The sequence below is a fragment of the Blastococcus sp. TF02A-35 genome, assembly GCF_004571075.1.
Classification (GTDB): Bacteria; Actinomycetota; Actinomycetes; order Mycobacteriales; family Geodermatophilaceae; genus Blastococcus.
The window spans coordinates 1-26819 of record NZ_SPQP01000037.1; the positions used below are offsets into that span (position 1 = coordinate 1).

Sequence of the window (26819 nt, forward strand, 5' to 3'; positions counted from 1 at the left end):
GATCTGCAGCCCGCGCCCGAGCCGGCACCCCGGCCGGCCCCGAGCGTGCCGCTGCCGCAGGTGCCCCTCCCGCCGCCCCCACCGCTGCCGAGCGCACCGCTCCCTCCGCCGCCCGGGCCGGTCGCCGACCTCGTCGAGGGGGTCACCTGCAACGTGGTCGGGAACCTGCTCCCCGACCTCCCCGGACTGCCGGCCTGCCCGCCGCGGTGACGGACGGCGTCGTCAGCGGGGCGACGGCGGCCGGAGGACGGCGAACGGGTCGGTGACCTCCAGCCCCGTGGTCACGAACCGGTAGAGGGTGGCGGGGCGGCCGCCGGCGCGTCCGGAGGCCGCCATCTCCCCCGTCGGCTCCAGCACGCCCCGGCGCAGCAGGACCCGCTGCAGGTTCGTCGACGTGACCTCGTAGCCGAGCGCGGCCACGTAGATCTCGCGGAGCTCGGCGATGGTGAACGTCGGCGGCGCGAGGGCGAAGGCGACGTTCGTGTAGGAGAGCTTCGCCCGCAGCCGCTCGAGGCCCGACGCCACGATCGAGCCGTGGTCGAACGCCGTGGCGGGCAGCGCGTCGACCGGGTGCCAGGCGGTGTCCCCGGGCAGGACGGGGTCGACGTCGGAGGGGATGAGCCCGAGGTAGGCGGTGGCCACCGTGCGGCTGCGCGGGTCGCGGTGCGGGTCGCTGCGGGTCTCCAGCTGCTCGAGGTGCGCCAGCTGGGCGACCTCGACCTTGGACGCCAGCTGCCGGCCCACCGAGGCGCCGAGCGTCTCCTCCGGCAGCAGCGGGCCGCCGGGCAGCGCCCAGGAACCGGCGAACGGCTCCCCGGCGCGTCGCCACAGCATCACGTGCAGCCGCGCGGCCCTGACCTGCAGCACCACCGCCAGGGCCTGGTGGGGGAAGGCAGGCCGTTCCGGCGAGGACCACACGGATGTCACGGATCCCATGCTAGGTTTCCGGGCATAGGTTTTCGCCTCACAGTTCGAAACCCACTCCTCCGGAGGTCATGGTGACCGCAACGCTCCCCGCCCCCACCGCCGCGCAGTGGACCCCGGAGCAGTGGCAGGACTGGCGCGACGAGGTCCGCCGCCTCGCCGCCGAGCGCGACGCCGTCGTCCTGGCGCACAACTACCAGGCCGCGCAGATCCAGGACGTCGCCCACCACGTCGGCGACTCCCTCGCCCTCTCGCGCATCGCCGCGTCGAGCGACGCCTCCACGATCGTCTTCGCCGGCGTCCACTTCATGGCCGAGACGGCGAAGATCCTCAGCCCCGAGAAGACCGTCCTGGTGCCCGACGCCGCGGCCGGCTGCTCGCTCGCCGACACGATCACCGCCGACCAGCTCCGCGCGTGGAAGGCCGAGCACCCCGGCGCCGCCGTCGTCTCCTACGTGAACACCACCGCCGAGGTGAAGGCCGAGACCGACATCTGCTGCACCTCCTCCAACGCCGTCGAGGTCGTGGACTCGATCCCGGCCGACCGCGAGGTGCTCTTCCTCCCCGACCAGTTCCTCGGCGCGCACGTCCAGCGGGTGACCGGCCGGAAGAACATGCGCATCTGGATGGGCGAGTGCCACGTGCACGCCGGCATCTCCCCCACCGACCTGCGGCACAGCATCGAGGACGCCCCCGACGCCGAGGTGCTCGTGCACCCAGAGTGCGGCTGCGCCACCAGCGCGCTGTGGATGGTCGGCCAGGGCGACCTGCCCGAGGACCGCGTGCACGTCCTCTCCACCGGGGCGATGCTCGACCAGGCGAGGCGCACGACGGCCAAGCGCGTGCTGGTCGCCACCGAGATCGGCATGCTGCACCAGCTGCGCCAGGCCAACCCGGCGGCGGTCTTCGAGCCGGTCAACCCGCGCGCCGAGTGCCCCTACATGAAGAAGTCGACCCCGGAGAGGCTCCTGCGCGCCCTGCGCGAGGGCCGCGACGAGGTCACGGTCGACCCGGAGGTCGCCGCCCGCGCCCGCTCGGCCGTGGAGGCGATGATCGCCCTCGGCACCCCGTCGCTGGTCGGCGAGTGACCGTGGGGCCCCGTCGCTCCGCGCCGGTCGCCCCCGCCGTCGTCACCGCGCTGCCGCTGCCCGCCGCACGCTGGGAGCGCAGCACCGAGGTGGTCGTCGTCGGCAGCGGGGCCGCCGGGCTGATGACTGCGCTGGCCCTCGCCGAGGCCGGGCGGGCGGTCACCGTCATCACCAAGGGCGCGCTCGGCGACGGCAGCACCCGCTGGGCCCAGGGCGGCCTGGCGGCCGTGCTCGGTCCGGACGACGACGTCGCCCTGCACCTGCGCGACACGCTCGTCGCCGGCGCCGGGCTGTGCGACGAGGCGGCCGTGACCGCGCTGGTCACCGAGGCGCCGGCCGCGATCGCGCAGCTGCAGGCCCTCGGCGCGCGGCTCGACCTCGCGCCCGACGGCCGCCCGGCCCTGACCCGCGAGGGCGGTCACAGCCGCGACCGCATCGTGCACGCCGGCGGCGACGCCAGCGGGGCCGAGGTCACCCGCACGCTGGTCGAGGCGCTGGCCGCGGCCGGCGTCGAGGTCCTGGAGCGCACCGTCGCGCTCGACGCGCTGCGCACCGCGCGCGGCACCGTCGTCGGTCTCCGGGTGGCGAGGGTCGCCGACGACGGCGCGCTCACCGACGCGGGGGACCTCCGCGCGCACGCCGTCGTCCTGGCCACCGGCGGGTACGGCCAGGCCTACGCCGCGGCCACCAGCCCGGCCGGGGCCACCGGCGACGGGCTGGCGCTCGCCCTGCGGGCCGGCGCCGAGGTCGCCGACGTGGAGATGGTGCAGTTCCACCCGACCGTCCTCTGGCAGGGCCCGGGAGCGGCCGGCCAGCAGGTGCTGGTCAGCGAGGCGGTGCGCGGGGAGGGCGCCGTCCTGGTCGACGGCGAGGGCCGCCGCATCATGGCCGGCGCCCACCCGCTGGCCGACCTCGCGCCGCGCGACGTCGTCTCCGCGACCATCGCCGCGCACCTGACCCAGACCGGAGAGGACCACGTCCTCCTCGACGCGACGGGGCTGGGCGCGGACTTCCTCGCCCGCCGCTTCCCCGGGATCGTGGCCGCCTGCCGGGAGGCGGGCTTCGACCTGGCCACCCAGCCGGTGCCGGTCGCCCCGGGCGCCCACTACACCTGCGGCGGGGTGCTGGCCGACCTCGACGGCCGCACCGGCGTTCCCGGCCTGTACGCCGTCGGGGAGGTCGCCTGCACCGGCGTGCACGGGGCCAACCGGCTCGCGTCCAACTCGATCACCGAGGGGCTGGTCGCCGCCCGGCGGTGCGCCGCGCTCCTGGACGCCGAGCTGCCCGCCGGCGCCCCTGCCCCCGCACGCCCGGACCCGGTGACGGGCACCGGCGCGATGGACCCGGGCGCCCGGGCGGCGGTCGGCGTCGCGACTAGCCGCGGGGCGGGCGTCGTCCGCACGGCCGAGGGGCTGACCGCGCTGACCGGCGTGCTCGCCGCCGCTCCCCGGCTCGAGGGACCGCTGACCGCGGCCGCCGTCGAGGCGACCGCGGTGCACACCGTGGCCACCCTCCTGGCCGCCGGCGCGCTCGCCCGGCCGGAGAGCCGCGGCTGCCACCGCCGCAGCGACGCCCCCGGCACCCGCGCCGAGTGGCAGGTGCGGCTCGCGCACCGGGTCGACGGCTCCGGCCACCTGCACACCCGCACCGTGCCGCTGCACGCGCCGGGCACCGAGACCCAGGGAGTGGCATGACCGAGTGGTTCCCGCTGCGCACCGAGCTGGCCGACGTCCTCCGCGAGGGCGGGCTGGACCCCGGCACGGTCGAGCAGGTGGTGCGCCGCGCGCTGGACGAGGACCTGGCGCTGGGGCCCGACGTCACGACGATCGCCACCGTGCCGGCCGACGCCCGCGCCACCGGCGAGATCGTGCCCCGCTCGCCCGGGGTGCTCGCCGGAGTGCCGGTCGCCGCGGCGGTGTTCGAGATCGTGGGCGGGAGCGACGTCGAGGTGACGCTGCACGCCGCCGACGGCATGGCCGCACGTCCGCGGACCCCCGTCCTCGGCGTCACCGGCCCGACCCGGTCGCTGCTGACGGCGGAGCGGACCGCGCTGAACCTGGTCAGCCACCTGTCCGGCGTCGCCACGCTGACCCGGCAGTGGGTGGACGCCGTCACCGGCACCTCCGCCGCGGTCCGCGACACCCGCAAGACCATCCCGGGGCTGCGGGTGATGGAGAAGTACGCGGTCCGCTGCGGCGGCGGCGTGAACCACCGGATGGCGCTGGGCGACGCCGCGCTGGTCAAGGACAACCACGTCGCGGCCGCCGGCGGGATCACCGCCGCGGTGGAGGCGGTGCGGGCGCACGCGCCGACCATCGCGCTGGAGGTCGAGTGCGACACGCTCGACCAGGTGCGCGAGGCGGTCGCGGCCGGCGTCGAGCTGGTGCTGCTGGACAACTTCTCGCTGCCGGACACCCGCGCCGCGGTCGACCTGGTCCGCGGCACCGGCGTCCGGCTGGAGGCCAGCGGCGGGCTGACCCTCGAGCGGGCGGCGGAGGTCGCGGCCACCGGCGTCGACTACCTCGCCGTCGGCGCCCTCACCCACAGCGCCCCGGTGCTGGACCTGGGCTTCGACCTCCGCGGCTGACCGCGGTCAGCCGCGCCGGTCGGGGTGCACCCAGCCGATGGCCGGCGCCACGTACCGGACGACGTTCTCCATCAGCCGGGCGTTGTACTCGACGCCGAGCATGTTCGGCACCGTGATGAGCAGGGTGTCGGCCTCGCGGACCGCCGCGTCCTTGGACAGCTGCTCGGCCAGCACGTCGGGCTCGGCGGTGTAGCTCTTGCCGAAGCGGGCCCGGACGCCCTCCAGCAGGCCGACCTGGTCGGAGCTGGAGCGCTCGTCGCCGAAGTACTGCCGGTCGAGGTCGCTGACCAGCGGGACGACGCTGCGGCTCACCGACACCCGGGGCTCGCGCGCGTGGCCGGCGTCGGCCCACGCGGCGCGGAAGCGGGCGATCTGCTCGGCCTGCAGCTCGTCGAAGGGGACGCCGGTGTCCTCGCTGAGCAGCGTGGAGCTCATCAGGTTCATCCCCTGCTGGGCGGTCCACTCGCCCGTGGCGAAGGTGCCCGACCCCCACCAGATGCGCTCGGCCAGCCCCGGCGACTGCGGCTGGACCGCCAGCTTGCCGGGCATGCCGCCGGTCATCCGCGGGTCGGCGTCTGCGACGGGGCCGCCGGAGATGGCGGACAGGAACAGCGCGGTCTTCTGGCGGGCGAGGTCGGCGTCGGTCGCGCCCGGGCCGGGCACGTAGCCGAAGGCCTCCGAGCCGCGCAGCGCCGTCTCCGGTGACCCCCGGCTCACCCCGAGCTGCAGCCGGCCGTTGCTGATCAGGTCGGCCGCCGCGGCCTCCTCGGCCATGTACAGCGGGTTCTCGTAGCGCATGTCGATGACGCCGGTGCCGAGCTCGATGCGCGACGTGCGGGCGGCCATCGCCGACAGCAGCGGGAAGGGCGAGGCGAGCTGCCGCGCGAAGTGGTGCACCCGCACGTAGGCGCCGTCGAAGCCGAGCTCCTCCGCGGCGACCGCCAGCTCGATGCTCTGCACCAGCGCGTCCCGCCCGGTGCGCACCTGCGACCCGGGGATGGGCTGCCAGTGCCCGAAGGACAGGAACCCGATCCGCTTCTCCACTGCACTTCCCTCTCGTCGTCCTGCCCTGACCAGCACCGGGGACCGCTGCGGGATTCCCGGCTCGGGTGTCATGCCGAACCACACGAACTCGTGGTGATCAGCGGCCGATGGCCCCGAGTTCGTGCGGTTCGTGGCGGCAGCCGCCGATCCCACTGGTGGGCCCCGGACGGCCACTTGACCAGGACGCCGGCCGCTGTTGGCAGATGATGATGAGACGACCACCGCAGATAACACGCTGTGACGGCACGATCACGACTCTCCGTCCCCCGGTTCCGTCACTTTTCGATGACGATGGGTGACGCTGTGCCGGTGAGCCTTCCCGCATCCGAGATGCCCCGCTCCCCGGGCACGCCTGGCGGCACCGCCGGGCAGCGCTTGCGGGCCATCGACACGCTGCTCGCCGACCGGGGCCAGCTGTTCCAGGCGCTCTTCCTGGCCGCCCCGATCGCCAAGGCCCTCGTCGACCTCGACGGGCACGTGCTGGTGGCCAACCCCCGGATGTGCGCCCTGACCGGCCGCACCCCCGAGAGCCTCTCCGGCCGCCACATCGACCTCCTCGCCCATCCGGACGACCCGCCGGTGGGCGACCTCGGCCTCGAGCCCGCCCCCGGCGAGCCGGCCCTGGACCCCAACCTCCTGCTGGACGGCGAGCGCCGGCTGCGCCGCTCCGACGGCAGCGAGCTGTGGGTCGTCCAGTCCCACGAGGTCGTGCGCCAGAACAACGGGACGCCGCAGTTCGTCGTCCTCTCGATGGTCGACGTCACCGACCGCCGCCGTGCGGAGGAGGACGCCGTCCGCCGCGCCTACACCGACCCGCTGACCGGCCTGCCCAACCGCCGCGCGCTCACCGACCGGCTGCGCCACGCCGTCGCGCTGTCCCGCCGCCGGGGGCTGCAGGTCGGCCTGGTGCACCTCAACATCGACCGGTTCCAGGCGGTCAACGAGGCCATGGGCCACGAGGCCGGCGACCTGCTGCTCAGCCAGTTCGCCGACCGGCTCCGCTGGAGCACCCGCGTGGAGGACACCGCCGTCCGCCTGGGCGCCGACGAGTTCCTCGTGGTCGCCGAGGACGTCGAGGACCTCGACGGCCTGCGCGCGCTCGCCGACCGGCTGCTCAGCGTCCTGGACGAGCCGTTCGTGGTGCACGACCGGGAGCTGACCCTCTCGGCGAGCGTCGGGCTCACCCTCGGCTCCGACATGACCCCCGACGACCTGCTGCGGCAGGCGCACAGCGCGCTGGTCCGCGCCAAGGCCGACGGACAGCGGGCCCGCATCGAGGTGCACGAGGGCGCGCTGACCCGCGACGAGGTCGACGCCCTCCAGCTGGAGACCGACCTGCGGCACGCGCTGGACAACGACGAGCTGCGCCTCTTCTACCAGCCGATCGTGCACCTGGCCGACGAGACGCTGCTCGGCTACGAGGCGCTCATCCGCTGGCAGCACCCCACCCGCGGGCTGCTGCCCCCGGGCGCCTTCCTCGAGGCCGCGGAGAACAACCGCCTCACCTCGAAGCTCGGCGCGTGGGTGCTCCGCCGCGCCTGCCTCGACGCGGTCACCTGGCCCGAGGACCTCCGGGTGCACGTGAACATCTCCGCCCGGCACCTCGCCGAGGAGGGCTTCAGCGAGCTCGTCGCCGCCGCCCTCGAGGAGTCCGGCCTCCCGCCGCACCGGCTGGAGCTGGAGATCACCGAGTCGACGGCGCTGTTCGCCGCCGAGGCCACGCTGCACGCGGTCGCCGTTGTCACCGACGCCGGCGTGACCCTGGCCCTCGACGACTTCGGCACCGGCTACTCGGCCATCACCGCCCTGCACCGGCTGCCGATCCACACCGTGAAGATCGACCGCTCGTTCGTCGCCGACGTCGTCACCGAGCCCTCGACCGCCGCGCTCGTGCACGGCCTGCTCCAGCTCGGCCGCGGCATGGGCCTGCAGGTCATCGCCGAGGGCATCGAGGACCTCGAACAGGCCGACTGGCTGCTGCGGCACGGCTGCGCCATGGCCCAGGGCTACGCCTTCGGCCGCCCGGCGCCGCTGCCCAGCCCGGCGGAGGTGCTCATGAGCGAGGCCACCCAGGCCCCGGTCGAGGACGTCGCCGGCCCGCTGCTGCCCGAGCCGCCGGCCCCGCCGGTCGAGCTGCCCCGGCCGCGCATCCCGTCGACGCCCGAGGCGCACGACCTGCACGACACCGGGTCGTTCGCCGCGCGCAGCCTCTTCGACGAGCTCGCCGACCCCGACGACGACTGAGGGACCCCCTCCTCCCCAGCCCTCGCACCTGGGGCCGGACCCCTGGAGGGGGCCGTTCCATCACGTCACCTTGGGCAGTGCCAGCGGGACCGGGCGCTTGGGCTGCCGGCCGTCCCCGGAGGAGCGGCCGCGCAGCCGCCGCCCGACCCACGGCGCGACGAAGCCCCGCACCCATGCGGCCTCCTCGGCGACCGCCGCCCGGAAGGCCCGCGGCTTCTGCGGCGGCAGCGGGGTGCGCCAGTCCTCGCCGTCGGCACCGGGCAGGCCCAGCGCCGCCGCGGCGGCCAGCGCCATCCGGCGGTGCCCCTCGTCGGTCATGTGGATGCGGTCGGTGTCCCAGAGCCGGAAGTCCTGCACCCACTGCGCCCCCCACTGGTCCAGCACGACCGCGCCGGTCCGGTCGGCGACCGACCAGATGTTGGCGTTGAAGACCGCGATCTTGCCCCGCACCCGGCGAAGGATCGGGGTGTTTCGGGTGTCGACGCTGGTGGCCAGCAGCACGTCGGCGCCGGCCTCGCGGAAGCGGACGACCGCCGCCTCCAGCCCGGCGGCGAGCTCGTCGGGGTCGGAGCCGGGGCGCATCAGGTCGTTGCCACCGGCGACCAGGCTCACCAGGTCGGGGCGGGCGTCCAGCGCGACCTGCACCTGCTCGTCGACGACCTGGCGCAGCAGCCGGCCCCGGATGGCGAGGTTGGCGTACTCCACGTCGTCGTCCGTGGCCGCGGCCAGGTGCTCGGCGAGCCGGTCGGCCCAGCCGCGGTACTCACCCGGGCGCGCCGGGTCGGGGTCGCTCAGCCCCTCGGTGAAGGAGTCGCCGAGAGCGATGTAGCGGCGCCAGGGGGACGGTGCGGGGAGGTCGGACGGCACCGGTCCACTCCAGCACGACGGCTCCGGCGCCCGCCCGCGCCCCCGGCGTGAGCCGGCTCACCCGCGGTAGGTCTCCAGCAGCCGCAGCCAGATCTCGCTGACCGTCGGGTAGGCCGGGACGGCGTGCCAGAGCCGGCCGATCGGCACCTCGCCCACCACCGCGATGGTCGCCGCGTGCAGCAGCTCGGCCACCGCCGGGCCGACGAACGTGACGCCGAGCAGCACCTCGCGCTCGGTGTCGACGACGGCGACCGCCGTCCCGGTGTAGCCGTCGGCGAACAGCGAGGCGCCCGCGACGCTGCCGATCGGGTACTCGACGACGCGGTGCGGCAGCCCGGCGTCGGCGGCCTGCGCGGCCGTCCGCCCGACGCTGGCCACCTGGGGGGTCGTGAAGACCACCGAGGGGGTGGCGACGTCGTCCGCGGTGGCCACGAACGGCGACCACGGCGACGTGTCCGCCTCCTCGCCGCGGGCGCGGGCCACGATGGCCGCACCTGCCTGCCGGGCCTGGTACTTGCCCATGTGCGTGAGCTGGCGGCGGCCGTTCACGTCGCCGACGCCGTACAGCCACGACGACCCTTCGACCCGCAGCGTGCTGTCGACCGGCAGGTACTCCCCCGGCTCCAGGCCGACGGTGTCGGCGCCGATGTCGGAGGTCCGCGCCCTCCGGCCGACCGCGACCAGCACCTCGTCGCCGCGGAGCTCCTGGCCGTCGTCGGTGGTCAGCACCACCTCCGTCCCGTCCCGGCGGGCGCCGGTCACCGAGGTGCCCAGCCGGACGTCCACCCCGGAGCCGCGCAGCGCCTCGGCCACCGCCTCGCCGGCCTGCGGCTCCAGGCCCGGCAGCAGCCGGCCGCCCCGCTGCAGCACGGTCACCTGAGAGCCGAGCGCCTGCCAGGCCGTCGCCATCTCGCAGCCCACGTAGCCGCCGCCGAGCACCAGCAGCCGGGCCGGCGCCTCCTTCGCGCTGGTCGCCTCCCGCGGGGTCCACGGGCCGGCCTCGGCCAGCCCGTCGACCGGCGGCGTGGAGGCCTCCGACCCGGTGCAGACGGCGACCGCGTGGCGGGCGGTGAGCCGCACCGTGCCGCCCTCGTCGTCGGTGACGACGACGGTCCGCTCGCCGTCGAGCCGGCCGGTGCCGCGCAGCAGGTCGATGCCCGCGGAGCCCAGCCACTCCACCTGCGAGGCGTCGTCCCAGTTCGAGGTGAAGGAGTCGCGGCGGGCCAGCGTCGCGGCGACGTCCTGCTCGCCGGTCACCGCCGCGGCGGCGCCGGGCACCGCCCGCGCCTCGGCGAGCACCTCCGTGCCGCGGAGCAGCGCCTTGCTGGGCATGCAGGCCCAGTACGAGCACTCCCCGCCGACGAGCTCCGGCTCCACCACCACCGCCGACAGCCCGCCGCGGACGACGATGTCGGCCACGTTCTCCCCGGTCGAGCCGCCCCCGAGGACGACGACGTCGTACGTGCGCTCCGCGTCTGCCATCCCTGCATCGTGGTCGTGTGGTCGACTGGGCGCCATGCCGGTCGACCGCAAGGAGTTCGCCGCCGCGCTCGGCCAGTACGCCGCCGGGGTCTGCCTGCTGACCGTGCGCGACGACATCGACGACGTCGGCACCACGGTCAGCTCGGTGATGAGCGTGTCGGCCGACCCGCCGCTGGTCGCGGTCGGGCTGAGCGCCGAGGGCTACCCGGCCGAGGTGCTGGAGGCGGTGGGCACCTGCGCGCTCACGGTGCTCGCGGCCCCGCACGCGATCGTGGCCTCGCGGTTCTCCTCGGCCGGCCGTCCCAGCGCCCGGCACCTCCTGGAGACCGTGCCGTGGTCCCGCGCCGAGAGCAGCGGCGCGATCGTCCTGCGGGAGGCGCCGGCGGCGCTGGACTGCCGGCTGGACCGCCTGGTCGGGGCCGGGGACCACGTGCTGGCCCTGCTGGAGGTCGTCGGCGTCCCGGTGCTCGACCCGGCGGTCCCGCCGCTGCTGCGGCTGCGCGGCCGGTTCGTCGACGAGACGGGAGCACCCGCCGGCAGGGGCTGACCCGCGTCGCGGTGTCACATCCGCGGCGTCGGCGGTGCTAGGGAGGTATGGAGCTCGTACAGCACGGACGACCGGCGGCCGCCGTCGTCCTGGCACGCCCCCGCACCGCGGGAGGCCGGCTCGGAGGGAAGGCAGCCGTGGCGATGGCGACGTCGGTGCGGCCCGACCTCGAGGAGGTCTTCCGCCGCGAGTACCAGCGGGTGGTGGGCGTCGCGGCCCGGGTGCTCGGGTCGCGGGACCAGGCCGAGGACGTCGCCCAGGAGGTCTTCCTCTCCTTCGGCCGCTCGTCGGTCCCGGCCGGCGAGGCGGGCGGCTGGCTGTCGGTGGCCGCCGCGCACACCGCCCTGAACGTGATCCGCTCGGGGCGGCGCCGGACCTCGCGGGAGGAGACCGTCGCCGCGGCGGGCGACGCCGTCGTCCCGGACGTGGCCGACGCCGTCCTCACCAACGAGGACCGCAGCCGCGTCCGCGCCGCCCTCGCCGCACTCCCCCGCACCCAGGCCGTCGCCCTGGTGCTGCGGCACAGCGGCCTCAGCTACGCCGAGGTCGCCGCCGCACTCGACCTGTCCCCCGGCAGCATCGGCACGACCGTCCGTCGCGCCGAGTCCGCCCTGCGCAAGGAGCTGAACCGTCATGCGTCATCCGACTGAGGGCGTGCTGCGCCGGCTGGTCGACGAGCCGAACGGGGTCGCCGACCCCGACCGCCGGCACATCGCCGGGTGCCAGGCCTGCCTCGCCCGGCTGGCCGCCGTCCGCGAGGACGCCGAGCTCGTCGGCGCGGCCCTGCGCACCGCCGACGACGTCGACACCTCCGCCGCCTGGCAGCGGCTGTCCGCGGCCCTGCCGGCGACCGCACCGGCCGCCGCCCCGGCCCGTGCCCGCCGGTCGGGGAGCCTCCTGCGGCGCCCGGCGGCCGCTGCCTTGGCCTTCGGCGTCGTGCTGGCCGGGACGGGGGTGGCGGCGGCCAACGACTGGTTCCAGATCTTCCGCACCGAGCAGATCGCCCCGGTCAGCGTGAGCACCGCCGACCTCGTCGCGCTGCCGGACCTCAGCGCCTACGGCGACCTCGTCGTCGACGGCGAGCCGGACCTCCACGAGGTGGCCGACGCGGCCGCCGCCGAGGCCGAGTCCGGCGTCGACGTGCCCGAGGTGACCGACCTGCCGCGCGGCGTCGACGGTGAGCCGACCTACCAGGTGGGCAGCGAGGTCACCGCGACCTTCACCTTCTCCACCGAGAAGGCGGCACGGGCAGCCGCGGAGGCCGGCGAGAGCCTGCCGGCACCCCCGGCGGGGCTGGACGGCAGCGCCGTCCGGCTGGTCGCCGGGCCGGGGGTCGCGCAGCTGTGGCAGTCCTCCGGCGTGCCCTCGCTGGTGGTCGGCCGGGCCCTCGCCCCGACCGCCTTCTCCGACGGCCTCCCGTTCGAGACGGTGCGGGGCTACCTGCTCTCGCTGCCGGGCCTGCCCGACGACGTGGCGGCCCAGCTGCGCACGTTCACCGCCGACGGCTCGACGCTGCCGCTGCCGGTCCCCTCGGACCGGGTGACCACCTCGACGGCCGAGGTGGCCGGGGCGACCGCGACCGTGCTCGAGACCCGGGACCGCGCCTTCGCGGCGGTGCTCTGGGTGGCCGACGGCGAGGTGACCGTGGTCGGCGGTCCGCTGGACGCCGACGAGGTCCTGGAGATCGCGCGGGGGCTCCGCTGACCGCGCCCGCCGGGCCCCCCGCGGGGGACCCGGCGGCCGTGCGGGCCGCCGCGCAGCTGGTCGCCGACCTGCCGCCGGCGGCCGCCGCCTGGTGCACGGGGCTGCGCAAGCGGTACGGGCGCCGCCAGGCGGTGGACGGCGTCTCGCTGGAGGTCGGCCGCGGCGAGGTCGTCGGCCTGCTCGGCCCCAACGGCGCGGGCAAGACGACGGTCATCAAGATGCTGCTCGGCCTCGTGCGGCCCGACGACGGCGAGGTCATGCTGCTCGGCCGGCCCGCCACCGACCCGGCCGCCCGGGTGCGCGTCGGGTACCTGCCCGAGCTCTTCCGCTACCAGCCGTGGCTGACCGCGGCGGAGGTCCTGGCCCTGCACGTGCGGCTCTCCGGGGTGGACGTCCCCGCCGGCGAGCAGCGCGAGGCGCTCGCCCTCGTGGGCCTGGGCGAGCGGGCCGCCGACCGGGTCGGCGGCTTCTCCAAGGGCATGCAGCAGCGGCTGGGCCTGGCGGTCGCGCTGGTCGCCCGGCCGGAGCTCGTCGTCCTCGACGAGCCGACCAGCGCCCTGGACCCGCTGGGCCGGGTCGACGTGCGCGACATCGTGCTCTCGCTGCGCTCGCGCGGGGTGGCGGTGCTGCTCAACTCGCACCTGATCGGCGAGGTGGAGCGGGTGTGCGACCGGGTGGTGATCCTCGACCACGGCCGGGTCGCCGCCGCCGGCACCCTGACCGAGCTGCTCGGCCAGCAAGAGGTGCAGCTGCACCTCACCGGGGTGTCCCCGGCCGCGGAGTCCCGGCTGGCCGCGGCCGGCACCGTCGACCGCGAGGGCGACTGGTTCGCCGTCGCCCTGACCGGCGACGACGACGCGACGGTCCCCGACCTGGTGAGCGACCTCGTCGCGCTGCGCGTCCGGGTGCACGCCGTGGAGCCCGGGCGGATCAGCCTGGAGGAGCGGCTGCTCGGCATCCTGCGCACCGGGAGCGCGGCGTGAACGTCGTGCGCACCATCGCCGCGCTCACCCTGCGCGAGTCAGCCCGCCGGAAGGTCCTGCGCGCCCTGGCCGCCCTCACCGTCGTCCTGCTGGCGCTGAGCGCCTGGGGCTTCTCCCGGCTGGCCGCCGAGAACGACTTCGGGACCATGACCAGCGGCCAGGCCCGCCTGGTCGCCTCCCAGCTGCTCAACCTGGTCATGTTCGGGATGAGCCTCATCGCCGCGCTCGGGACGGCGTTCCTCGCCGGGCCGACGGTCTCCGGCGAGGTGGAGTCCGGCGTCGCCCTCTCGATGCTCGCCCGCCCGGTGCGGCGGTCGGCGGTGCTGCTGGGCAAGTGGCTGGGCCTGGTCGCGTTCGGCAGCGGGTTCGTGGTGCTCGCCGGGCTCGCGCAGTGCGTCGTCGTCTACCTGACGGTCGACTACTGGCCCTCGCAGCCGGTGGTCGCGCTCGCCCTCCTCGGCGCGCAGACCGCCACCCTGCTCACCCTCGGGCTGCTGCTCTCCACGGTCATCTCGCCGATGGCGTCGGGCGTCGTCGCCGTCGGGCTGTTCGGCGCCACCTGGATCGCCGGGGTCGTGGGCGGCCTGGGGGCGGCGTTCGGCAACGACGGCGTGGCCCGGGTCGGCACGGTCTCGCAGATCCTGCTGCCCACCGACGGGCTGTGGCGGGGTGCGATGTACGCCCTCCAGGACCCCACCGCCTTCGCGGCGTTCGGCGCCGAGATGGCCGGCTTCCCGTTCCTGAGCGCCGGCCCGCTGTCGTGGGCCTACCTGGTCTGGGCGGCGCTGTGGATCGCGATGGTATGGGGTCTGGCGGCGCTGTCGTTCGGCCGCAGGGACCTGTGAGCCCGCCCCGGACGCGGGGCGGGCACACGATCGACATCCGGCGGGGATAGCGTCGGTCCCGCTATGAGCGCACTCCCCGCACCGTCCGAGTCCGCCGTCCGCCGTGCCCTGGTGCGCGCCGAGCGCGGCGTGACCCTCGACGCGGTGGAGGCCGAGACCCTGCTGCACGCCCGCGGCCTGGGCGAGGGCGAGCCGCTGGACCGGCTGCTCACCGCCGCCGGCCGCGTGCGCGACGCAGGCCTGGCCTCCGCCGGGCGGCCCGGCGTGGTCACCTACAGCCGCAAGGTGTTCATCCCGCTCACCCACCTGTGCCGCGACCGGTGCCACTACTGCACCTTCGTGACGACGCCGGGGCAGCTGCGCAAGGACGGCAAGGCGCCCTACCTCTCCCCCGACGAGGTGCTCGACATCGCGCGGGCCGGTGCGGCGATGGGCTGCAAGGAGGCGCTGTTCACCCTCGGCGACCGCCCCGAGGAGCGCTGGCCGGTCGCCGCGGAGTGGCTGGAGGCGCACGGCTTCGACTCCACGCTGGGCTACCTGCGCGCGATGGCGGTCCGGGTGCTGGAGGAGACCGGCCTGCTCCCCCACCTCAACCCCGGCGTGCTGTCGTGGGAGGAGATCCAGCGGCTGAAGCCGGTCGCGGCCTCCATGGGGATGATGCTGGAGACGACGGCCACCCGGCTGTGGTCCGAGCCCGGCGGCCCGCACTTCGGCTCCCCGGACAAGGAGCCCGCCGTCCGGCTGCGGGTGCTGGAGGACGCCGGGCGCTCCGCCGTCCCCTTCACCACCGGGGTGCTGCTGGGCATCGGCGAGGACTACGCCGAGCGCGTCGACGCCGTCCTGCAGATCCGGGCCAGCGCGCAGCGGCACGGGCACGTGCAGGAGGTCATCGTCCAGAACTTCCGGGCCAAGCCCCGCACCGCGATGCAGGCGCACGACGACCTGGAGCTGCAGGAGTACGTCGCCGCCGTCGCCGTCACCCGGCTGCTGCTCGGCCCGAAGGCGCGGGTGCAGGCGCCGCCGAACCTGTCCGACTCCACCGAGCTCGGGCTGCTGCTGCGCGCCGGCGTCGACGACTGGGGCGGCGTCTCCCCGCTGACGCCGGACCACGTGAACCCCGAGCGCCCCTGGCCGAACATCGACAAGCTCGCGGCGCTGTCCGCCGAGGCCGGCTTCGAGCTGCGCGAGCGGCTGGCCGCCCAGCCGCCCTACGTCCTGCAGCCCGAGCCGTGGCTGGACCCACGGGTGCGCCCGCACGTCGACGCGCTGGCCGGGCCGGACGGGCTGGCGGTCGAGGGCCGGCTGCCGGTCGGGCTGCCCTGGCAGGAGCCGGACGAGGCGTGGACCTCGACCGGGCGGGTCGACCTGCACGTCGAGGTGGACACCGTCGGGCGGACCTCCGACCGGCGCAGCGACTTCGACGCCGTCTACGGGGACTGGGCGGAGCTGCGCGACCGCACCGCCTCCGCCCGCGACGGGCGCTCGACGGCGCTGGCGTCCGGTGACCCGGAGGTGCTGGCCGCGCTGCTGCACGCCGAGCAGGACCCGGCCGGGCTGACCGACGCCGAGTACCTCGCGCTGCTCGGCGCCGACGGCACGGACCTGGAGAACCTGTGCGCGCTCGCCGACGCGGTGCGCGCCGACGTCAACGGCGACGACGTGACCTACGTCGTGAACCGGAACATCAACTTCACCAACGTCTGCTACACCGGCTGCCGGTTCTGCGCCTTCGCCCAGCGGCGCACCGACGCCGACGCCTACACGCTGTCGATGAGCCAGGTGGGCGACCGCGTCGACGAGGCGTGGGCCGCCGGCGCGACCGAGATCTGCATGCAGGGCGGAATCCACCCCGACCTGCCCGGTACGGCGTACTTCGACCTGGCCCGCGAGGTGAAGAAGCGGCAGCCCGGCATCCACCTGCACGCCTTCTCGCCGATGGAGATCGTCAACGGCGCCGCCCGCACCGGGCTGCCCTTCCGCGAGTTCCTCACCGAGCTCAAGGCGGCCGGCCTGGACTCGATCCCGGGCACCGCGGCGGAGATCCTCGACGACGACGTCCGCTGGGTGCTGACCAAGGGCAAGCTGCCGACGGCGACCTGGCTGGAGATCATCGGCACCGCGCACGAGGTCGGGATCCCGACGACGTCGACGATGATGTACGGCCACGTGGACACCCCGGCGCACTGGGTCGCCCACCTGCGCACCCTCGCCGCGCTGCAGGACCGCACCGGCGGGTTCACCGAGTTCGTGCTGCTGCCCTTCGTGCACCACAACTCGCCGATCTACCTCGCCGGCGTCGCCCGCCCCGGCCCGACGGTGCGGGAGAACCGGGCGGTGCACGCGGTCGCCCGGCTGCTGCTGCACGGCCGGATCGGCAACATCCAGACCTCGTGGGTGAAGCTCGGCGACACCGGCACCCAGGCGGTGCTGCGGGGCGGCGCCAACGACCTCGGCGGCACGCTCATGGAGGAGACGATCAGCCGGATGGCCGGCAGCGAGAACGGCTCGCTGAAGACCATCGCCGAGCTGGAGGCGATGGCCGCCGCGATCGGCCGGCCCGCGCGGCAGCGCACCACCGAGTACGGCACCCCGTCGGCCGAGCGGGTCGCCACCGCCCGGTCCGACGAGGGCCGCCGCCGGCTGACCCTGTCGGTCACCCCGCGCTGACGGGCTCCGGCGACCGGACCGACCCGGTCGCCGCGGACCGGAGCGCCCACCACCGCGACAGCCAGAGCGCGCCGGCGCAGGGCAGGGCGACCAGGAGGACCTCCACGACGACCACCCCCGGCGCCGTCGAGTAGCCCTCCATGCGACCGAAGCCCGCCGCCGCGAGCACCCCGCCCGCGGTGGCGACCGGGAGCAGCACGGCAGCGCGCGCCACCGAGCCGCGGACCGCCGGACGGCCGGTCAGGAACCGGGCGAAGGCCGCGAGGGCGCCGCCGAGACCCGCGACCGAGAGCACCCCGTACGCGAGCGCCGCCCCGGCGGCCGGGTAGCGACCGTCCAGCTCCACCCAGCTGGTGAGCAGCGGGTGCAGCGCCTCGATCAGCAGGTACCCGACGACGAGCGCGACGGCACCACCTGCCAGCGCCGTGGCCGTACCGCTCCACGAGTCCCGCGGCCGAGGCGTCCAGCCGCGGGCCGCCACGCTCTCCCGCGCGAAGGTCTCGACGTCGCCGAGCAGCACCTCCGGGGTCAACCCGTCACCGGCGGCCGACCGGAGGTCCTCCCGCACCTCGGCGACCAGCTCGGCGCGTCCAGCTCGTGAGATCCGCAGGCGCCGCAGCTCCCGGTCCAGCGCACGGGTGGCGCTCTCGATCTGGGCAGCGGTGTCAGGCGTGGGCATGGTCGGTGACCTCCTGGTCGGGAAGCGCCCCCGTGGTGGCGAGCAGGGTGCGGACGGACGAGGTGGTGGCATCCCACTGCTGGGCCCACTCGGCGAGGGCGGCGTGGCCGGCCGCCGAGACGGAGAAGACCTTGCGGGGCGGGCCGCTGGGGCTGGGCTCGGTCTGCTCGTCGACGAGCCCCTGGCGGCGGAGCCGGCCCATCAGCGGGTAGACGGTGCCGTACCCGACCCCCTCGACGCCGTGCCGCTCGAGCAGGACGACGAGGTCGTAGGCATGGGTCGGGGTGCGGGACAGCAGCGCCAGCAGGCAGGTGTCGAGCACCCCGCGGAGCAGCTGTGTCCGACGGTCGGGGTCCGGTGCCATGCGAGGCAAGATAGCGGAACTACCTTGCCGTGCCTAGTACCGACGTCGCGGCACCCGCCTCGGCCCCCGATACGTTCTGGCGGTGCGCATCGCGGCGATCTCCGACGTCCACGGCAACCTGCCGGCACTGGACGCCGTCCTCGCCGACCTCGCGACGCAGCACGTCGACCTGGTCGTGAACCTGGGCGACCTGCTCTCCGGCGCGGTCCGGCCCCAGGAGACAGCGGACCGGCTGGTGGAGCTGGACGCCCTCACCGTCGCCGGCAACCACGAGCGCCAGCTGCTGACCTGGCTGCGGGAGCGCATGGGCGCCTCCGACCGGCTGGCCCACGACACGATCACCGACCGGCACCGGGCGTGGATGGCCCGGCTCCCGCTCACCCTCGAGCCCGCCGACGGCGTGCTGGCCTTCCACGGCTCCCCCACCGACGACCTCGTGTACCTGCTGGAGACCGTCGACCCCGGCGGCGCCCGGCCGGCGACGGAGGCCGAGGTGCTCGACCGGCTCGGCGCGGCCGCGGCCGTCCCGCTGCTGCTGTGCGGCCACACCCACCTGCAGCGCGCGATGCGCCTGCCCACCGGCGCGCTGGTGCTCAACCCGGGGAGCGTCGGCTGGCCGGCGTACTCCGACGACTCCCCGCACCCGCACGTGATGGAGGCCGGCAGCCCGCACGCCAGGTACGCGGTCGCCGACGACGCCGGCGGCTCGTGGAGCCACGAGTTCCGCTCGGTCAGGTACGACTGGGAGGCGGCGGCCGCGACCGCCGACGGCAACGGGCGGCCCGACGTCGCGCACGCCTTGCGCACCGGCCGTGTCGGAGGCGCTCACTAGCCTCGGGCCCGTGGGCCTGTTCCGGAAGTTCTCCTACAGCGACGGTCGGTGGAGCACCGGCGGGCCGACGGCGGTGCCCTTCCTGCTGCTCGACGTGCACGACAGCGGGTTCGCCACCGTCGACTACCGGATGGCCGACGCCTCCGGCGGGCGGTTCTTCCTGCGCTACGAACCGCGCTTCTACTTCGACGACCCGGACGCGGCGGACCCGGTGGACGCGCCCGCGGAGGCCGAGGGCTTCACCCGCTGGGCGCGGGAGGCCACGGGCGCCGAGCTGGACCCGGACGACGTCCTGCGGCTCATGGCCTCCCCCACCGGCGCGCCGCCGCAGGACGAGGTCGTGGAGCTCACGGTCGAGCGGATGAACGAGCTCGCCGGGCTGCCGCCGCTGGAGTGGCCGACCGACCCGCACGCCTACGCCGGCTGAGTGAGCCGCCCCGTGCCGGGTAGGGGGCAGCCGTGCGAGCGATCTCCTACAGCCGTCCCGGTGGTCCCGACGTCCTCGAGCTGGTGGAGCGGGCGGTGCCCGAGCCCGGCCCCGGCGAGGTGCGGGTCCGCGTCGCCTTCTCGGGGGTGAACCCGACCGACTGGAAGTCCCGGACCACCGCGCAGCCGGGGCCCGAGGGGCAGGTGCCGAACCAGGACGGGTCGGGCACCGTGGAGGCCGTCGGCCAGGGCGTCGACCCCGCGATGGTCGGCCAGCGGGTGTGGATCTGGGAGGCCGCCTGGCAGCGGCCCTGGGGCACCGCCGCCGAGCACACCGTCGTCCCGGCACGGCACGTCGTCCTGCTCGGGGAGGACCCCTCGTTCGAGCTCGGCGCGGCGCTGGGCATCCCGTTCCTCACCGCGCACCGCTGCCTGACCGTCGCCGAGTCCCTGCCGGACCGGCTGGGGCCGGGCGCGCTGACCGGGCACACGGTCCTGGTGCAGGGCGGTGCCGGCGCCGTGGGCAACGCGGCCATCCAGCTCGCGCGCTGGTCCGACGCGACCGTGATCGCCACCGTCAGCAGCCCCCGCAAGGCGCAGCTGGCCGCGGCCGCCGGGGCCGACCACGTCGTCAACTACCGGGACGAGGACGTCGTCGCCGAGGTCCGCAAGATCGCGCCGAAGGGCGTGGACGCGATCGTCGAGGTGTCCGCCGCGGTGAACGCCGCCGTGGATGCCCAGGTGATCGGGATGCACGGCGCCGTCGCCATGTACGCCGACGACGGCGGCGCCGAGGTGACCGTGCCGGTGCGCGCGCAGATGGGGCCCAACGCCCGCTGGCAGTTCGTGCTCGTCTACACCGAGCCGGAGCGGTCGAAGGTGCTCGGCATCGAGGACGTCGCCACCGCGGTCGCCGACGGCGCGGTCCGGGTCGGCCAGGACGCCGGCCTGCCGCTGCACTTCTACCCCCTGGCGGAGACGGCGAAGGCGCACCAGGCGGTGCAGGACGGCGCCGTCGGCAAGGTGCTCATCGACGTCACCGCCTGACCTCCGGCGGGCACGGTCGGTCGCGGCGCACGGACCGACGGGTCCTGCCGTCCGCGCCCGCGACCGCGTCGACCCCTTCCCGGAGCGCTGAGCCGGACAGTCGCGGTGTCGTCCGGATGCCGACCTCGGGGAGCGTGCCGTGCCGGAGAGCGTCGCTGCAGCCTTCGCCGTCGGCGGCGTGCTCGGGGGCTGGCTCGGCTACCGGGTCGGCAACTGGCGGGCCGCCGCACGAGCAGCCCGGGCCACCTACCGCACCCAGCGCGGCCTCGGACGCTGAGAGACGTGGCGGTTTCGCTGCGGGCGCCCGGATGCCACGATCCGGTCGGACTGCGGTGGTCCGCCCACTGCTCACATCCCATGACCTGGTGCTGCACTCCGTGATCTGACGGCACGACGCCGCTGCAGTCGCTGCTGTCCCGTGTCAACCCACCGCCGTGCGCGAGCGTTCTACAGGTAGGACCGCGGCAGGCGCGGTCGGAGGCGACCGGAAGGTGCGCATGCACGACAGCGGGATCGAGGTCGCCGAGCCGGACGTGGCGCAGCTGTACGCCGAGGAGCGCAGCGCGCTGCTGCGGCTGGGCTTCCTGCTCACCGGTGACCGCGGGCTGGCCGAGGACCTCGTCCAGGACGCGTTCCTGTCCCTGCACCGACGGTGGGCCGACCTGCCCGACCGGTCACGCATGCCCGCCTACCTGCGCACCGCCGTGGTCAACGGCGCCCGGTCGGCCCACCGCCGGAGACTGCGCCGTCGTCCGGTCCCGCTGGAGCCCGAAGGAGGCGGCTCTACCGATGACGGCGTCCTGCTTGCCGAGGAGCACCGCACCGTGCTCGCGGCGGTGCGGCGGCTGCCCCGCCGTCAGCAGGAGGTGATCGTGCTCCGGTACTGGGCGGGCCTGAGCGAGGCCGAGATCGCCGAGTCGCTCGGGGTGTCCCGCGGCACCGTCAAGACCTGCGCATCCCGCGCTCTCGCCACCCTCACGCACCACCTGGGAGACCCAGATGTCCGCTGACCTGGAGCGCCGCCTGGAGAGCGCCCTCTCCGCCTACGCCGACCTGGCCGACGACAGCGCGCGGCCGCTGGTCACCTCCGCCCCGAGCCCCGGCCGGTGGGTCCGGTGGCGTGCGCCCCTGGCGGTCGCGGCCGCCACCGTCGCCACGGTCACGCTGGCCGTGGGCTTCGGCCCGGGGCACGGCACGAGGAACGGCTCCCCGGCCGCGCCGCCGACGTCCCCGACACCCGTCGCACCGGAGGTGTCGCCCTCGCCCGAGGCACCGGCGATCTCCCCGATGCCCTACCGGCTGTACACGCACTGCGGCATCGACGACGCCAACATCGGGGGCGTCTGGTTCGAGGCCGAGAGGCCGCACGTGACGGAGTACGGCCCGCCCGACGGCTGGGGCGACCCCTATCAGGACGGCACCATGACCCTGGTCAGCCCGACGGAGGCGGTGTTCCGCGACGACGCGGGCCACGAGGTCAGGTTCCGGGTCCGCCCCGGTGCGACGGAGCCGAAGATCCTCTGCGACTGAGGATGAGCGCCGAATGTGCACTTATCGACCTCTCAGGCGCGCTGAGACGTCGATAAGCGCACACTCGCGAAACCGGACGGGTCAGCCGACGCCGAGGTCGCGGGCGATGAGCATCCGCTGCACCTCCGACGTCCCCTCGCCGATCTCCAGGATCTTCGCGTCGCGGTAGAAGCGGCCGACCGGGAACTCGTTCATGAACCCGTACCCGCCGTGCACCTGGGTGGCGTAGCGGGCGTTGTCCATCGCGACCTCGGAGCTGTACAGCTTGGCGATCGAGGCCTCGCGCTTGAACGGCTCCCCGCGCAGCATCTTCTCCGCGGCCCGGTAGTAGGCCAGCCGCGCGGTCGAGGCGCGCACCTCCATGTCGGCGATCATGAACTGCACCGCCTGGTTGCGGCCGATCGGCTGCCCGAACGCCTCGCGCTGCGCCGCGTACTTCACCGACTCGTCCACGCACCCCTGCGCCAGCCCGACCGAGAGCGCCGAGATCGCGATCCGGCCCTCGTCGAGGATCGAGAGGAACTGCGCGTAGCCGCGGCCACGGGCACCGACGAGGTTCTCCTCCGGCACGCGGCAGTCGTCGAAGGACAGCTCGCGGGTGTCCGAGGCGTTCCAGCCAACCTTGGAGTACCGCTGGCCCACGGTGAAGCCAGGGGTCCCCGACGGCACGATGATCGCCGAGATCTCCTTGCCGCCGTCGGGCCGCGTGCCGGTGACCGCGGTGACCGTGACCAGGCCGGTGAGGTCGGTCCCGCTGTTGGTGATGAACGCCTTCGAGCCGTTGATGACCCAGTGGCCGTCCTCCAGCCGCGCGGTGGTGCGGGTCGCCCCGGCGTCGGAGCCGCCACCGGGCTCGGTCAGGCCGAAGGCGCCGAGGACCTCGCCGGTGCACAGCCGGGGCAGCCACTCCTGCTTCTGCTCCTCGCTGCCGAACCGGTAGATCGGCATGGCGCCCAGCGAGACGCCGGCCTCGACCGTGATCGCCATCGAGGAGTCGACCCGCGCCAGCTCCTCGAGCACCACGCACAGGTCGAAGTAGGTCCCGCCGCCACCGCCGTACTCCTCGGGGAACGGCAGGCCGAACAGCCCGAGCTCGCCCATCTGGCGCACGATCTGCGTCGGGAACTCGTCCCGCTCGTAGAACTCGCCGATCTGCGGGGCGATGACCTCGCGGGCGAACTCCTGGACGGTCCTCCGCAGCGCCTCGGTCTCGTCGCTGAGCCGGTAGTCGAGCATCAGTTCTCCTCCTCGGGAGCGTCCGCCGCCGGGGTCACCACGGCCAGCCGCTCGTCCAGCGCGACCGTCCGGCCGGCTGTCGCTCCGAGCTCGGTCACGGTCCCCGCGATCGGGGCCGTGAGCACGTGCTCCATCTTCATCGCCTCGACCACGAGCAGCGGGGTCCCCGCCGCCACCTCGTCGCCGACCGACGCCCGCACCACCGTCACCGTGCCCGGCATCGGCGAGGTGACGACGCCGTCGCCCGCGGCCGCGCCGGCCGCCGACGACAGGCGCTCCTGCTCGCGCACCGCGGTCACCCGCCCGTCGGCCGCCAGCCACACCGTCCCGCCGTCGTGCGCCACCACGTAGGACGTCGTCAGCCCGTCGACGGTGGCGGTGAGGCGGTCGCCGTGGCGGACGGCACGGGCCGGCACGGGCGGGGCGTCGCCCACGGCCACCTCGGCGGCACCGGACCGGCCACGCAAACGGACGGTCACCGCCTCTCCCCCGGCCTGGAACCGGCGCACGGTCCACGCCGGCTCGCCCAGCCGCCAGCCGTCGGGCACGTCCCAGGGGTCCACCACCGGGCCGGCCGGCTCGGCCGCCACCAGCAGCGCCAGCGCGGCGGCCGCGAGCACGTGCTCCGACGGCGGCTCCACCGTCGTCAGCTCCTCGCCGCGCCGCTCGATCAGCCCGGTGTCCAGCCTCCCGGCGACGACGTCGTCGTCGGTGAGCAGCGCCCGCAGGAACGCGGCGTTCGTCGTCACCCCGAGGACGGCGGTCTGCCCGAGGGCACCGACCAGACGGGCGCGGGCGGTCTCCCGGTCCGGCCCCCAGGTGACGACCTTGGCCAGCATCGGGTCGTAGTCGGTGCCGACGACCGAGCCGACCGCCAGCGAGCTGTCCACGCGGACCCCGGGCCCCGCGGGCTCGGCCAGCCCGAGCACCGTGCCGGCCTGCGGCAGGAAGCCCCGCGCCGGGTCCTCCGCGTAGAGCCGCGCCTCGATGGCGTGCCCGTCCAGGGCGACGTCGCTCTGCCCGATCGGCAGCCGCTCGCCGGCCGCGACGCGGACCTGCTGCTCCACCAGGTCCAGGCCGGTGATGCACTCGGTGACCGGGTGCTCGACCTGCAGCCGGGTGTTCATCTCCAGGAAGAAGAAGTCGCGCGGGCGGTCCGCGTCCACGATGAACTCCACCGTGCCGGCGCCGGTGTACCCCACGGCCTTCGCCGCCTCGACCGCCGCGCGACCCATCGAGGCGCGCATCGCGGTGTCCAGCAGCGGCGACGGCGCCTCCTCGATCACCTTCTGGTGTCGGCGCTGGAGCGAGCACTCGCGCTCGCCCAGGTGGATGACGTTGCCGTGCGCGTCGCCGAGCACCTGCACCTCGATGTGCCGGGAGTTGCCCACGTACCGCTCGACCAGCAGCGTGTCGTCGCCGAAGGAGCCGGTCGCCTCCCGGCGGGCACCGGCGATGGCGTCGGGCAGCTCGTCGGCCGACCGGACGACGCGCATGCCCTTGCCGCCGCCACCGGCGCTGGGCTTGAGCAGGACGGGGAACCCGACCTCGACCGCGGCGGCGGCCACCTCGTCGTCGCTCATGCCCGGCTCGGTGCGCCCGGGGACGACGGGGACGCCGGCGGCCATCACGGTCTGCTTGGCGCGGATCTTGTCGGCCATCGCCTCGATCGCGGCGACCGGCGGGCCGATGAAGACGACGCCGGCCGCCTCGCACGCCCGGGCGAAGTCGACGTTCTCCGAGAGGAAGCCGTAGCCGGGGTGGACCGCCTGAGCGCCGGTCGCGGCCGCCGCCGCCAGCACCCGCTCGGTCGACAGGTAGCTCTGCGCCGCGGGGGCGGGGCCGATGCGCACGGCGACGTCGGCGAGCCGGGTGTGCAGCGCGCCTGCGTCGGCGTCGCTGTGCACGGCGACCGAGCGGATGCCCATCGCGCGCAGCGTGCGGATCACCCGCACGGCGATCTCGCCGCGGTTGGCGACCAGGACCGTCTCGAACACCGCCGTCACCACCCGGTCCGAACAGCGGCCGACATGGCCATCTCGGCCCTCCTCTACATCCGGAAGACGCCGTAGCCGACGTCTTCGAGGGGCGCGTTGGCGCAGGCGGACAGGGCCAGGCCGAGCACGGTGCGGGTGTCGGCGGGGGCGATCACGCCGTCGTCCCAGAGCCGGGCGGTGGCGTAGTACGGGTGCCCCTGCGACTCGTACTGCTCGCGGATCGGCGCCTTGAACGCCTCCTCCTCCTCGGCCGGCCACTCCTCGCCGCGGGCCTCGATCCCGTCGCGGCGGACCGTCGCCAGCACCGAGGCCGCCTGCCCCCCACCCATGACCGAGATGCGGGCGTTGGGCCAGGTGAAGAGGAACCGGGGCGAGTAGGCCCGACCGCACATCGAGTAGTTGCCGGCGCCGAAGGAGCCGCCGATGACGACGGTCAGCTTGGGCACCCGCGCGCAGGCGACGGCGGTGACCATCTTGGCGCCGTGCTTGGCGATGCCGCCGGCCTCGTAGTCGCGGCCGACCATGAAGCCGGTGATGTTCTGCAGGAACAGCAGCGGGATCTTCCGCCGGTCGCAGAGCTCGATGAAGTGGGCGCCCTTGAGCGCGGACTCGGCGAACAGCACGCCGTTGTTGGCGACGATGCCGACCGGGTGGCCGTGCAGCCGGGCGAACCCGGTGACCAGGGTCTGCCCGTAGAGCGGCTTGAACTCCGCGAACCGGGAGCCGTCGACCAGCCGGGCGACGACCTCCCGGACGTCGTAGGGCGTGCGGGGGTCCGGCGGCACGACCTCGGTCACCGACGCCGGGTCGTAGGCGGGCTCCTCGACCGGCTCCACGTCCCACGGCCGGGGCTCGCGCGGGCCGAGCGTCGACACGATCTGCCGGACGATCTGCAGGGCGTGCGCGTCGTCGTCGGCCAGGTGGTCGGTGACCCCGCTGACCCGGCTGTGCAGGTCTCCCCCGCCGAGGTCCTCGGCGGTGACGACCTCCCCGGTCGCGGCCTTCACCAGCGGCGGGCCGCCCAGGAAGATCGTGCCCTGCTCGCGGACGATCACCGCCTCGTCGCTCATCGCCGGCACGTAGGCGCCACCGGCGGTGCAGGAGCCGAGGACGGCGGCGATCTGCGGGATGCCGGCCTTCGACATCGTGGCCTGGTTGAAGAAGATCCGGCCGAAGTGCTCGCGGTCGGGGAAGACCTCGTCCTGCATCGGCAGGAAGGCCCCGCCCGAGTCGACGAGGTAGATGCAGGGCAGCCGGTTGTGCAGGGCCACCTCCTGCGCCCGCAGGTGCTTCTTCACCGTCATCGGGTAGTAGGTGCCGCCCTTGACCGTGGCGTCGTTGGCGACGACGACGCACTCGCGGCCGCTGACCCGCCCGATCCCGGTGATGATCCCGGCGGCCGGGGCGTCGCCGTCGTACATGCCGTGCGCGGCCAGCGGGGAGAGCTCGAGGAACGGGCTGCCCGGGTCGAGCAGCGCGTCGACCCGCTCCCGGGGCAGCAGCTTGCCGCGGGCGGTGTGCCGCTCACGCGCCCGCTCGCCGCCGCCGAGGGCCACCCGCCGCAGCTGGCCGGCCAGGTCGGCGACCAGCTCCGCGTGCGCGGCGGCGTTGCGTCCGGCCGCGTCGGTCGGGGCCTGGGCACGAGGGAGCACCGGTGCGTCCACGCGCAGAGGTTAACCGTCGTTCACGTCCGAGGGCCACTCCCCACATCGAGCGGTTAACACCG

Annotated in this window: 26 protein-coding genes; 17 read left to right on the top strand and 9 right to left on the bottom strand. The window is 75.2% G+C overall.

The window, feature by feature from the left end:
* Positions 1 to 210 (top strand): hypothetical protein (locus tag E4P43_RS20265; protein ID WP_209313907.1); only part of this gene is annotated, 210 nt, incomplete at its 5' end.
* A 12-nt stretch (positions 211 to 222) separates the two neighbouring features.
* On the opposite strand, the gene E4P43_RS15625 is transcribed toward E4P43_RS20265, so the two are convergent.
* On the bottom strand, positions 223 to 927 hold the full coding sequence (locus E4P43_RS15625) for an NUDIX domain-containing protein (RefSeq protein WP_135146386.1): 705 nt from the start codon (positions 925 to 927) through the stop codon (positions 223 to 225).
* Positions 928 to 995: 68 nt separating this feature from the next.
* On the opposite strand from E4P43_RS15625, the gene nadA reads away from it, so the two are divergent.
* From nadA to nadC, 3 genes are read left to right on the top strand one after another with little or no spacing between them, the layout of a single operon-like run.
* The gene (gene nadA, locus E4P43_RS15630; RefSeq protein ID WP_135146387.1) at positions 996 to 2012 is read left to right on the top strand and encodes a quinolinate synthase NadA; all 1017 of its coding nucleotides are present in this window, start codon (positions 996 to 998) and stop codon (positions 2010 to 2012) included.
* 2 nt (positions 2013 to 2014) lie between these two features.
* Entirely contained in the window at positions 2015 to 3706 is a 1692-nt protein-coding gene (locus E4P43_RS15635) for an L-aspartate oxidase (protein ID WP_245159167.1), read from the top strand.
* Complete coding sequence (nadC, locus tag E4P43_RS15640; RefSeq protein WP_135146389.1) at positions 3703 to 4599, top strand: carboxylating nicotinate-nucleotide diphosphorylase; 897 nt, start codon at positions 3703 to 3705, stop codon at positions 4597 to 4599. The genes E4P43_RS15635 and nadC overlap by 4 nt, the downstream gene beginning before the upstream one ends.
* A gap of 6 nt (positions 4600 to 4605) precedes the next feature.
* Here nadC and E4P43_RS15645 read toward each other — a convergent pair whose 3' ends face one another.
* The gene (locus E4P43_RS15645; protein ID WP_209313909.1) at positions 4606 to 5643 is read right to left on the bottom strand and encodes an LLM class flavin-dependent oxidoreductase; all 1038 of its coding nucleotides are present in this window, start codon (positions 5641 to 5643) and stop codon (positions 4606 to 4608) included.
* 309 nt (positions 5644 to 5952) lie between these two features.
* Between E4P43_RS15645 and E4P43_RS15650 the strand changes: the two genes are divergently transcribed.
* A complete protein-coding gene (locus E4P43_RS15650) occupies positions 5953 to 7887 on the top strand; it encodes a GGDEF domain-containing phosphodiesterase (protein WP_245159168.1) in 1935 nt (644 codons plus the stop codon).
* Positions 7888 to 7947: 60 nt separating this feature from the next.
* On the opposite strand, the gene E4P43_RS15655 is transcribed toward E4P43_RS15650, so the two are convergent.
* Positions 7948 to 8754, bottom strand: a complete 807-nt coding sequence (locus E4P43_RS15655; RefSeq protein WP_135146391.1) for an SGNH/GDSL hydrolase family protein — start codon at positions 8752 to 8754, stop codon at positions 7948 to 7950.
* A gap of 57 nt (positions 8755 to 8811) precedes the next feature.
* Positions 8812 to 10236: an NAD(P)/FAD-dependent oxidoreductase gene (locus E4P43_RS15660; RefSeq protein ID WP_135146392.1), complete on the bottom strand. Its 1425-nt coding sequence runs from the start codon at positions 10234 to 10236 to the stop codon at positions 8812 to 8814.
* 34 nt (positions 10237 to 10270) lie between these two features.
* Between E4P43_RS15660 and E4P43_RS15665 the strand changes: the two genes are divergently transcribed.
* From E4P43_RS15665 to E4P43_RS15690, 6 genes are all read left to right on the top strand, one after another.
* Complete coding sequence (locus E4P43_RS15665; RefSeq protein ID WP_135146393.1) at positions 10271 to 10783, top strand: flavin reductase family protein; 513 nt, start codon at positions 10271 to 10273, stop codon at positions 10781 to 10783.
* A 143-nt stretch (positions 10784 to 10926) separates the two neighbouring features.
* The gene (locus E4P43_RS15670; protein ID WP_209313912.1) at positions 10927 to 11433 is read left to right on the top strand and encodes a sigma-70 family RNA polymerase sigma factor; all 507 of its coding nucleotides are present in this window, start codon (positions 10927 to 10929) and stop codon (positions 11431 to 11433) included.
* Positions 11417 to 12487, top strand: a complete 1071-nt coding sequence (locus tag E4P43_RS15675; RefSeq protein ID WP_135146395.1) for a hypothetical protein — start codon at positions 11417 to 11419, stop codon at positions 12485 to 12487. The genes E4P43_RS15670 and E4P43_RS15675 overlap by 17 nt, the downstream gene beginning before the upstream one ends.
* 38 nt (positions 12488 to 12525) lie before the next feature.
* Positions 12526 to 13470, top strand: coding sequence for an ABC transporter ATP-binding protein (locus E4P43_RS15680; RefSeq protein WP_245159169.1), 945 nt, complete (start codon positions 12526 to 12528; stop codon positions 13468 to 13470).
* Complete coding sequence (locus E4P43_RS15685; RefSeq protein WP_209313910.1) at positions 13467 to 14315, top strand: ABC transporter permease; 849 nt, start codon at positions 13467 to 13469, stop codon at positions 14313 to 14315. The genes E4P43_RS15680 and E4P43_RS15685 overlap by 4 nt, the downstream gene beginning before the upstream one ends.
* 63 nt (positions 14316 to 14378) lie before the next feature.
* Positions 14379 to 16982: a bifunctional FO biosynthesis protein CofGH gene (locus E4P43_RS15690; RefSeq protein WP_135146396.1), complete on the top strand. Its 2604-nt coding sequence runs from the start codon at positions 14379 to 14381 to the stop codon at positions 16980 to 16982.
* Here the strand turns inward: E4P43_RS15690 and E4P43_RS15695 are convergent.
* Together E4P43_RS15695 and E4P43_RS15700 are read right to left on the bottom strand one after the other, a co-directional pair.
* Positions 16969 to 17661 (bottom strand): hypothetical protein, encoded by a 693-nt coding sequence (locus tag E4P43_RS15695; RefSeq protein ID WP_135146397.1) that lies wholly within the window; start codon positions 17659 to 17661, stop codon positions 16969 to 16971. The genes E4P43_RS15690 and E4P43_RS15695 overlap by 14 nt on opposite strands.
* Complete coding sequence (locus E4P43_RS15700) at positions 17648 to 18025, bottom strand: PadR family transcriptional regulator (RefSeq protein WP_135146398.1); 378 nt, start codon at positions 18023 to 18025, stop codon at positions 17648 to 17650. Before E4P43_RS15700 ends, E4P43_RS15695 begins: the two co-directional genes overlap by 14 nt.
* An 82-nt stretch (positions 18026 to 18107) precedes the next feature.
* Here E4P43_RS15700 and E4P43_RS15705 point away from each other — a divergent pair, with 82 nt between their 5' ends.
* From E4P43_RS15705 to E4P43_RS15725, 6 genes are all read left to right on the top strand, one after another.
* The gene (locus E4P43_RS15705) at positions 18108 to 18857 is read left to right on the top strand and encodes a metallophosphoesterase family protein (RefSeq protein WP_135146399.1); all 750 of its coding nucleotides are present in this window, start codon (positions 18108 to 18110) and stop codon (positions 18855 to 18857) included.
* Between the two features lie 10 nt (positions 18858 to 18867).
* Positions 18868 to 19284, top strand: coding sequence for a hypothetical protein (locus E4P43_RS15710; RefSeq protein ID WP_135146400.1), 417 nt, complete (start codon positions 18868 to 18870; stop codon positions 19282 to 19284).
* Positions 19285 to 19316: 32 nt separating this feature from the next.
* Entirely contained in the window at positions 19317 to 20330 is a 1014-nt protein-coding gene (locus E4P43_RS15715) for an NADPH:quinone reductase (RefSeq protein ID WP_135146401.1), read from the top strand.
* A 139-nt stretch (positions 20331 to 20469) separates the two neighbouring features.
* Positions 20470 to 20607, top strand: coding sequence for a hypothetical protein (locus E4P43_RS20015; protein WP_167759210.1), 138 nt, complete (start codon positions 20470 to 20472; stop codon positions 20605 to 20607).
* Between the two features lie 220 nt (positions 20608 to 20827).
* Positions 20828 to 21340: a SigE family RNA polymerase sigma factor gene (locus E4P43_RS15720; protein WP_135146402.1), complete on the top strand. Its 513-nt coding sequence runs from the start codon at positions 20828 to 20830 to the stop codon at positions 21338 to 21340.
* Positions 21330 to 21860, top strand: coding sequence for a hypothetical protein (locus tag E4P43_RS15725; protein WP_135146403.1), 531 nt, complete (start codon positions 21330 to 21332; stop codon positions 21858 to 21860). Before E4P43_RS15720 ends, E4P43_RS15725 begins: the two co-directional genes overlap by 11 nt.
* Positions 21861 to 21941: 81 nt before the next feature.
* Here E4P43_RS15725 and E4P43_RS15730 read toward each other — a convergent pair whose 3' ends face one another.
* Genes E4P43_RS15730 through E4P43_RS15740 form a run of 3 tightly spaced genes read right to left on the bottom strand, consistent with a single transcriptional unit; the run spans position 21942 to position 26757 of the window.
* On the bottom strand, positions 21942 to 23096 hold the full coding sequence (locus tag E4P43_RS15730) for an acyl-CoA dehydrogenase family protein (protein ID WP_135146404.1): 1155 nt from the start codon (positions 23094 to 23096) through the stop codon (positions 21942 to 21944).
* On the bottom strand, positions 23096 to 25093 hold the full coding sequence (locus E4P43_RS15735; RefSeq protein ID WP_135146405.1) for an acetyl/propionyl/methylcrotonyl-CoA carboxylase subunit alpha: 1998 nt from the start codon (positions 25091 to 25093) through the stop codon (positions 23096 to 23098). The genes E4P43_RS15730 and E4P43_RS15735 overlap by 1 nt, the downstream gene beginning before the upstream one ends.
* A gap of 53 nt (positions 25094 to 25146) precedes the next feature.
* Complete coding sequence (locus tag E4P43_RS15740; protein ID WP_135146406.1) at positions 25147 to 26757, bottom strand: carboxyl transferase domain-containing protein; 1611 nt, start codon at positions 26755 to 26757, stop codon at positions 25147 to 25149.
* Between the last annotated feature and the right edge of the window lie 62 nt (positions 26758 to 26819).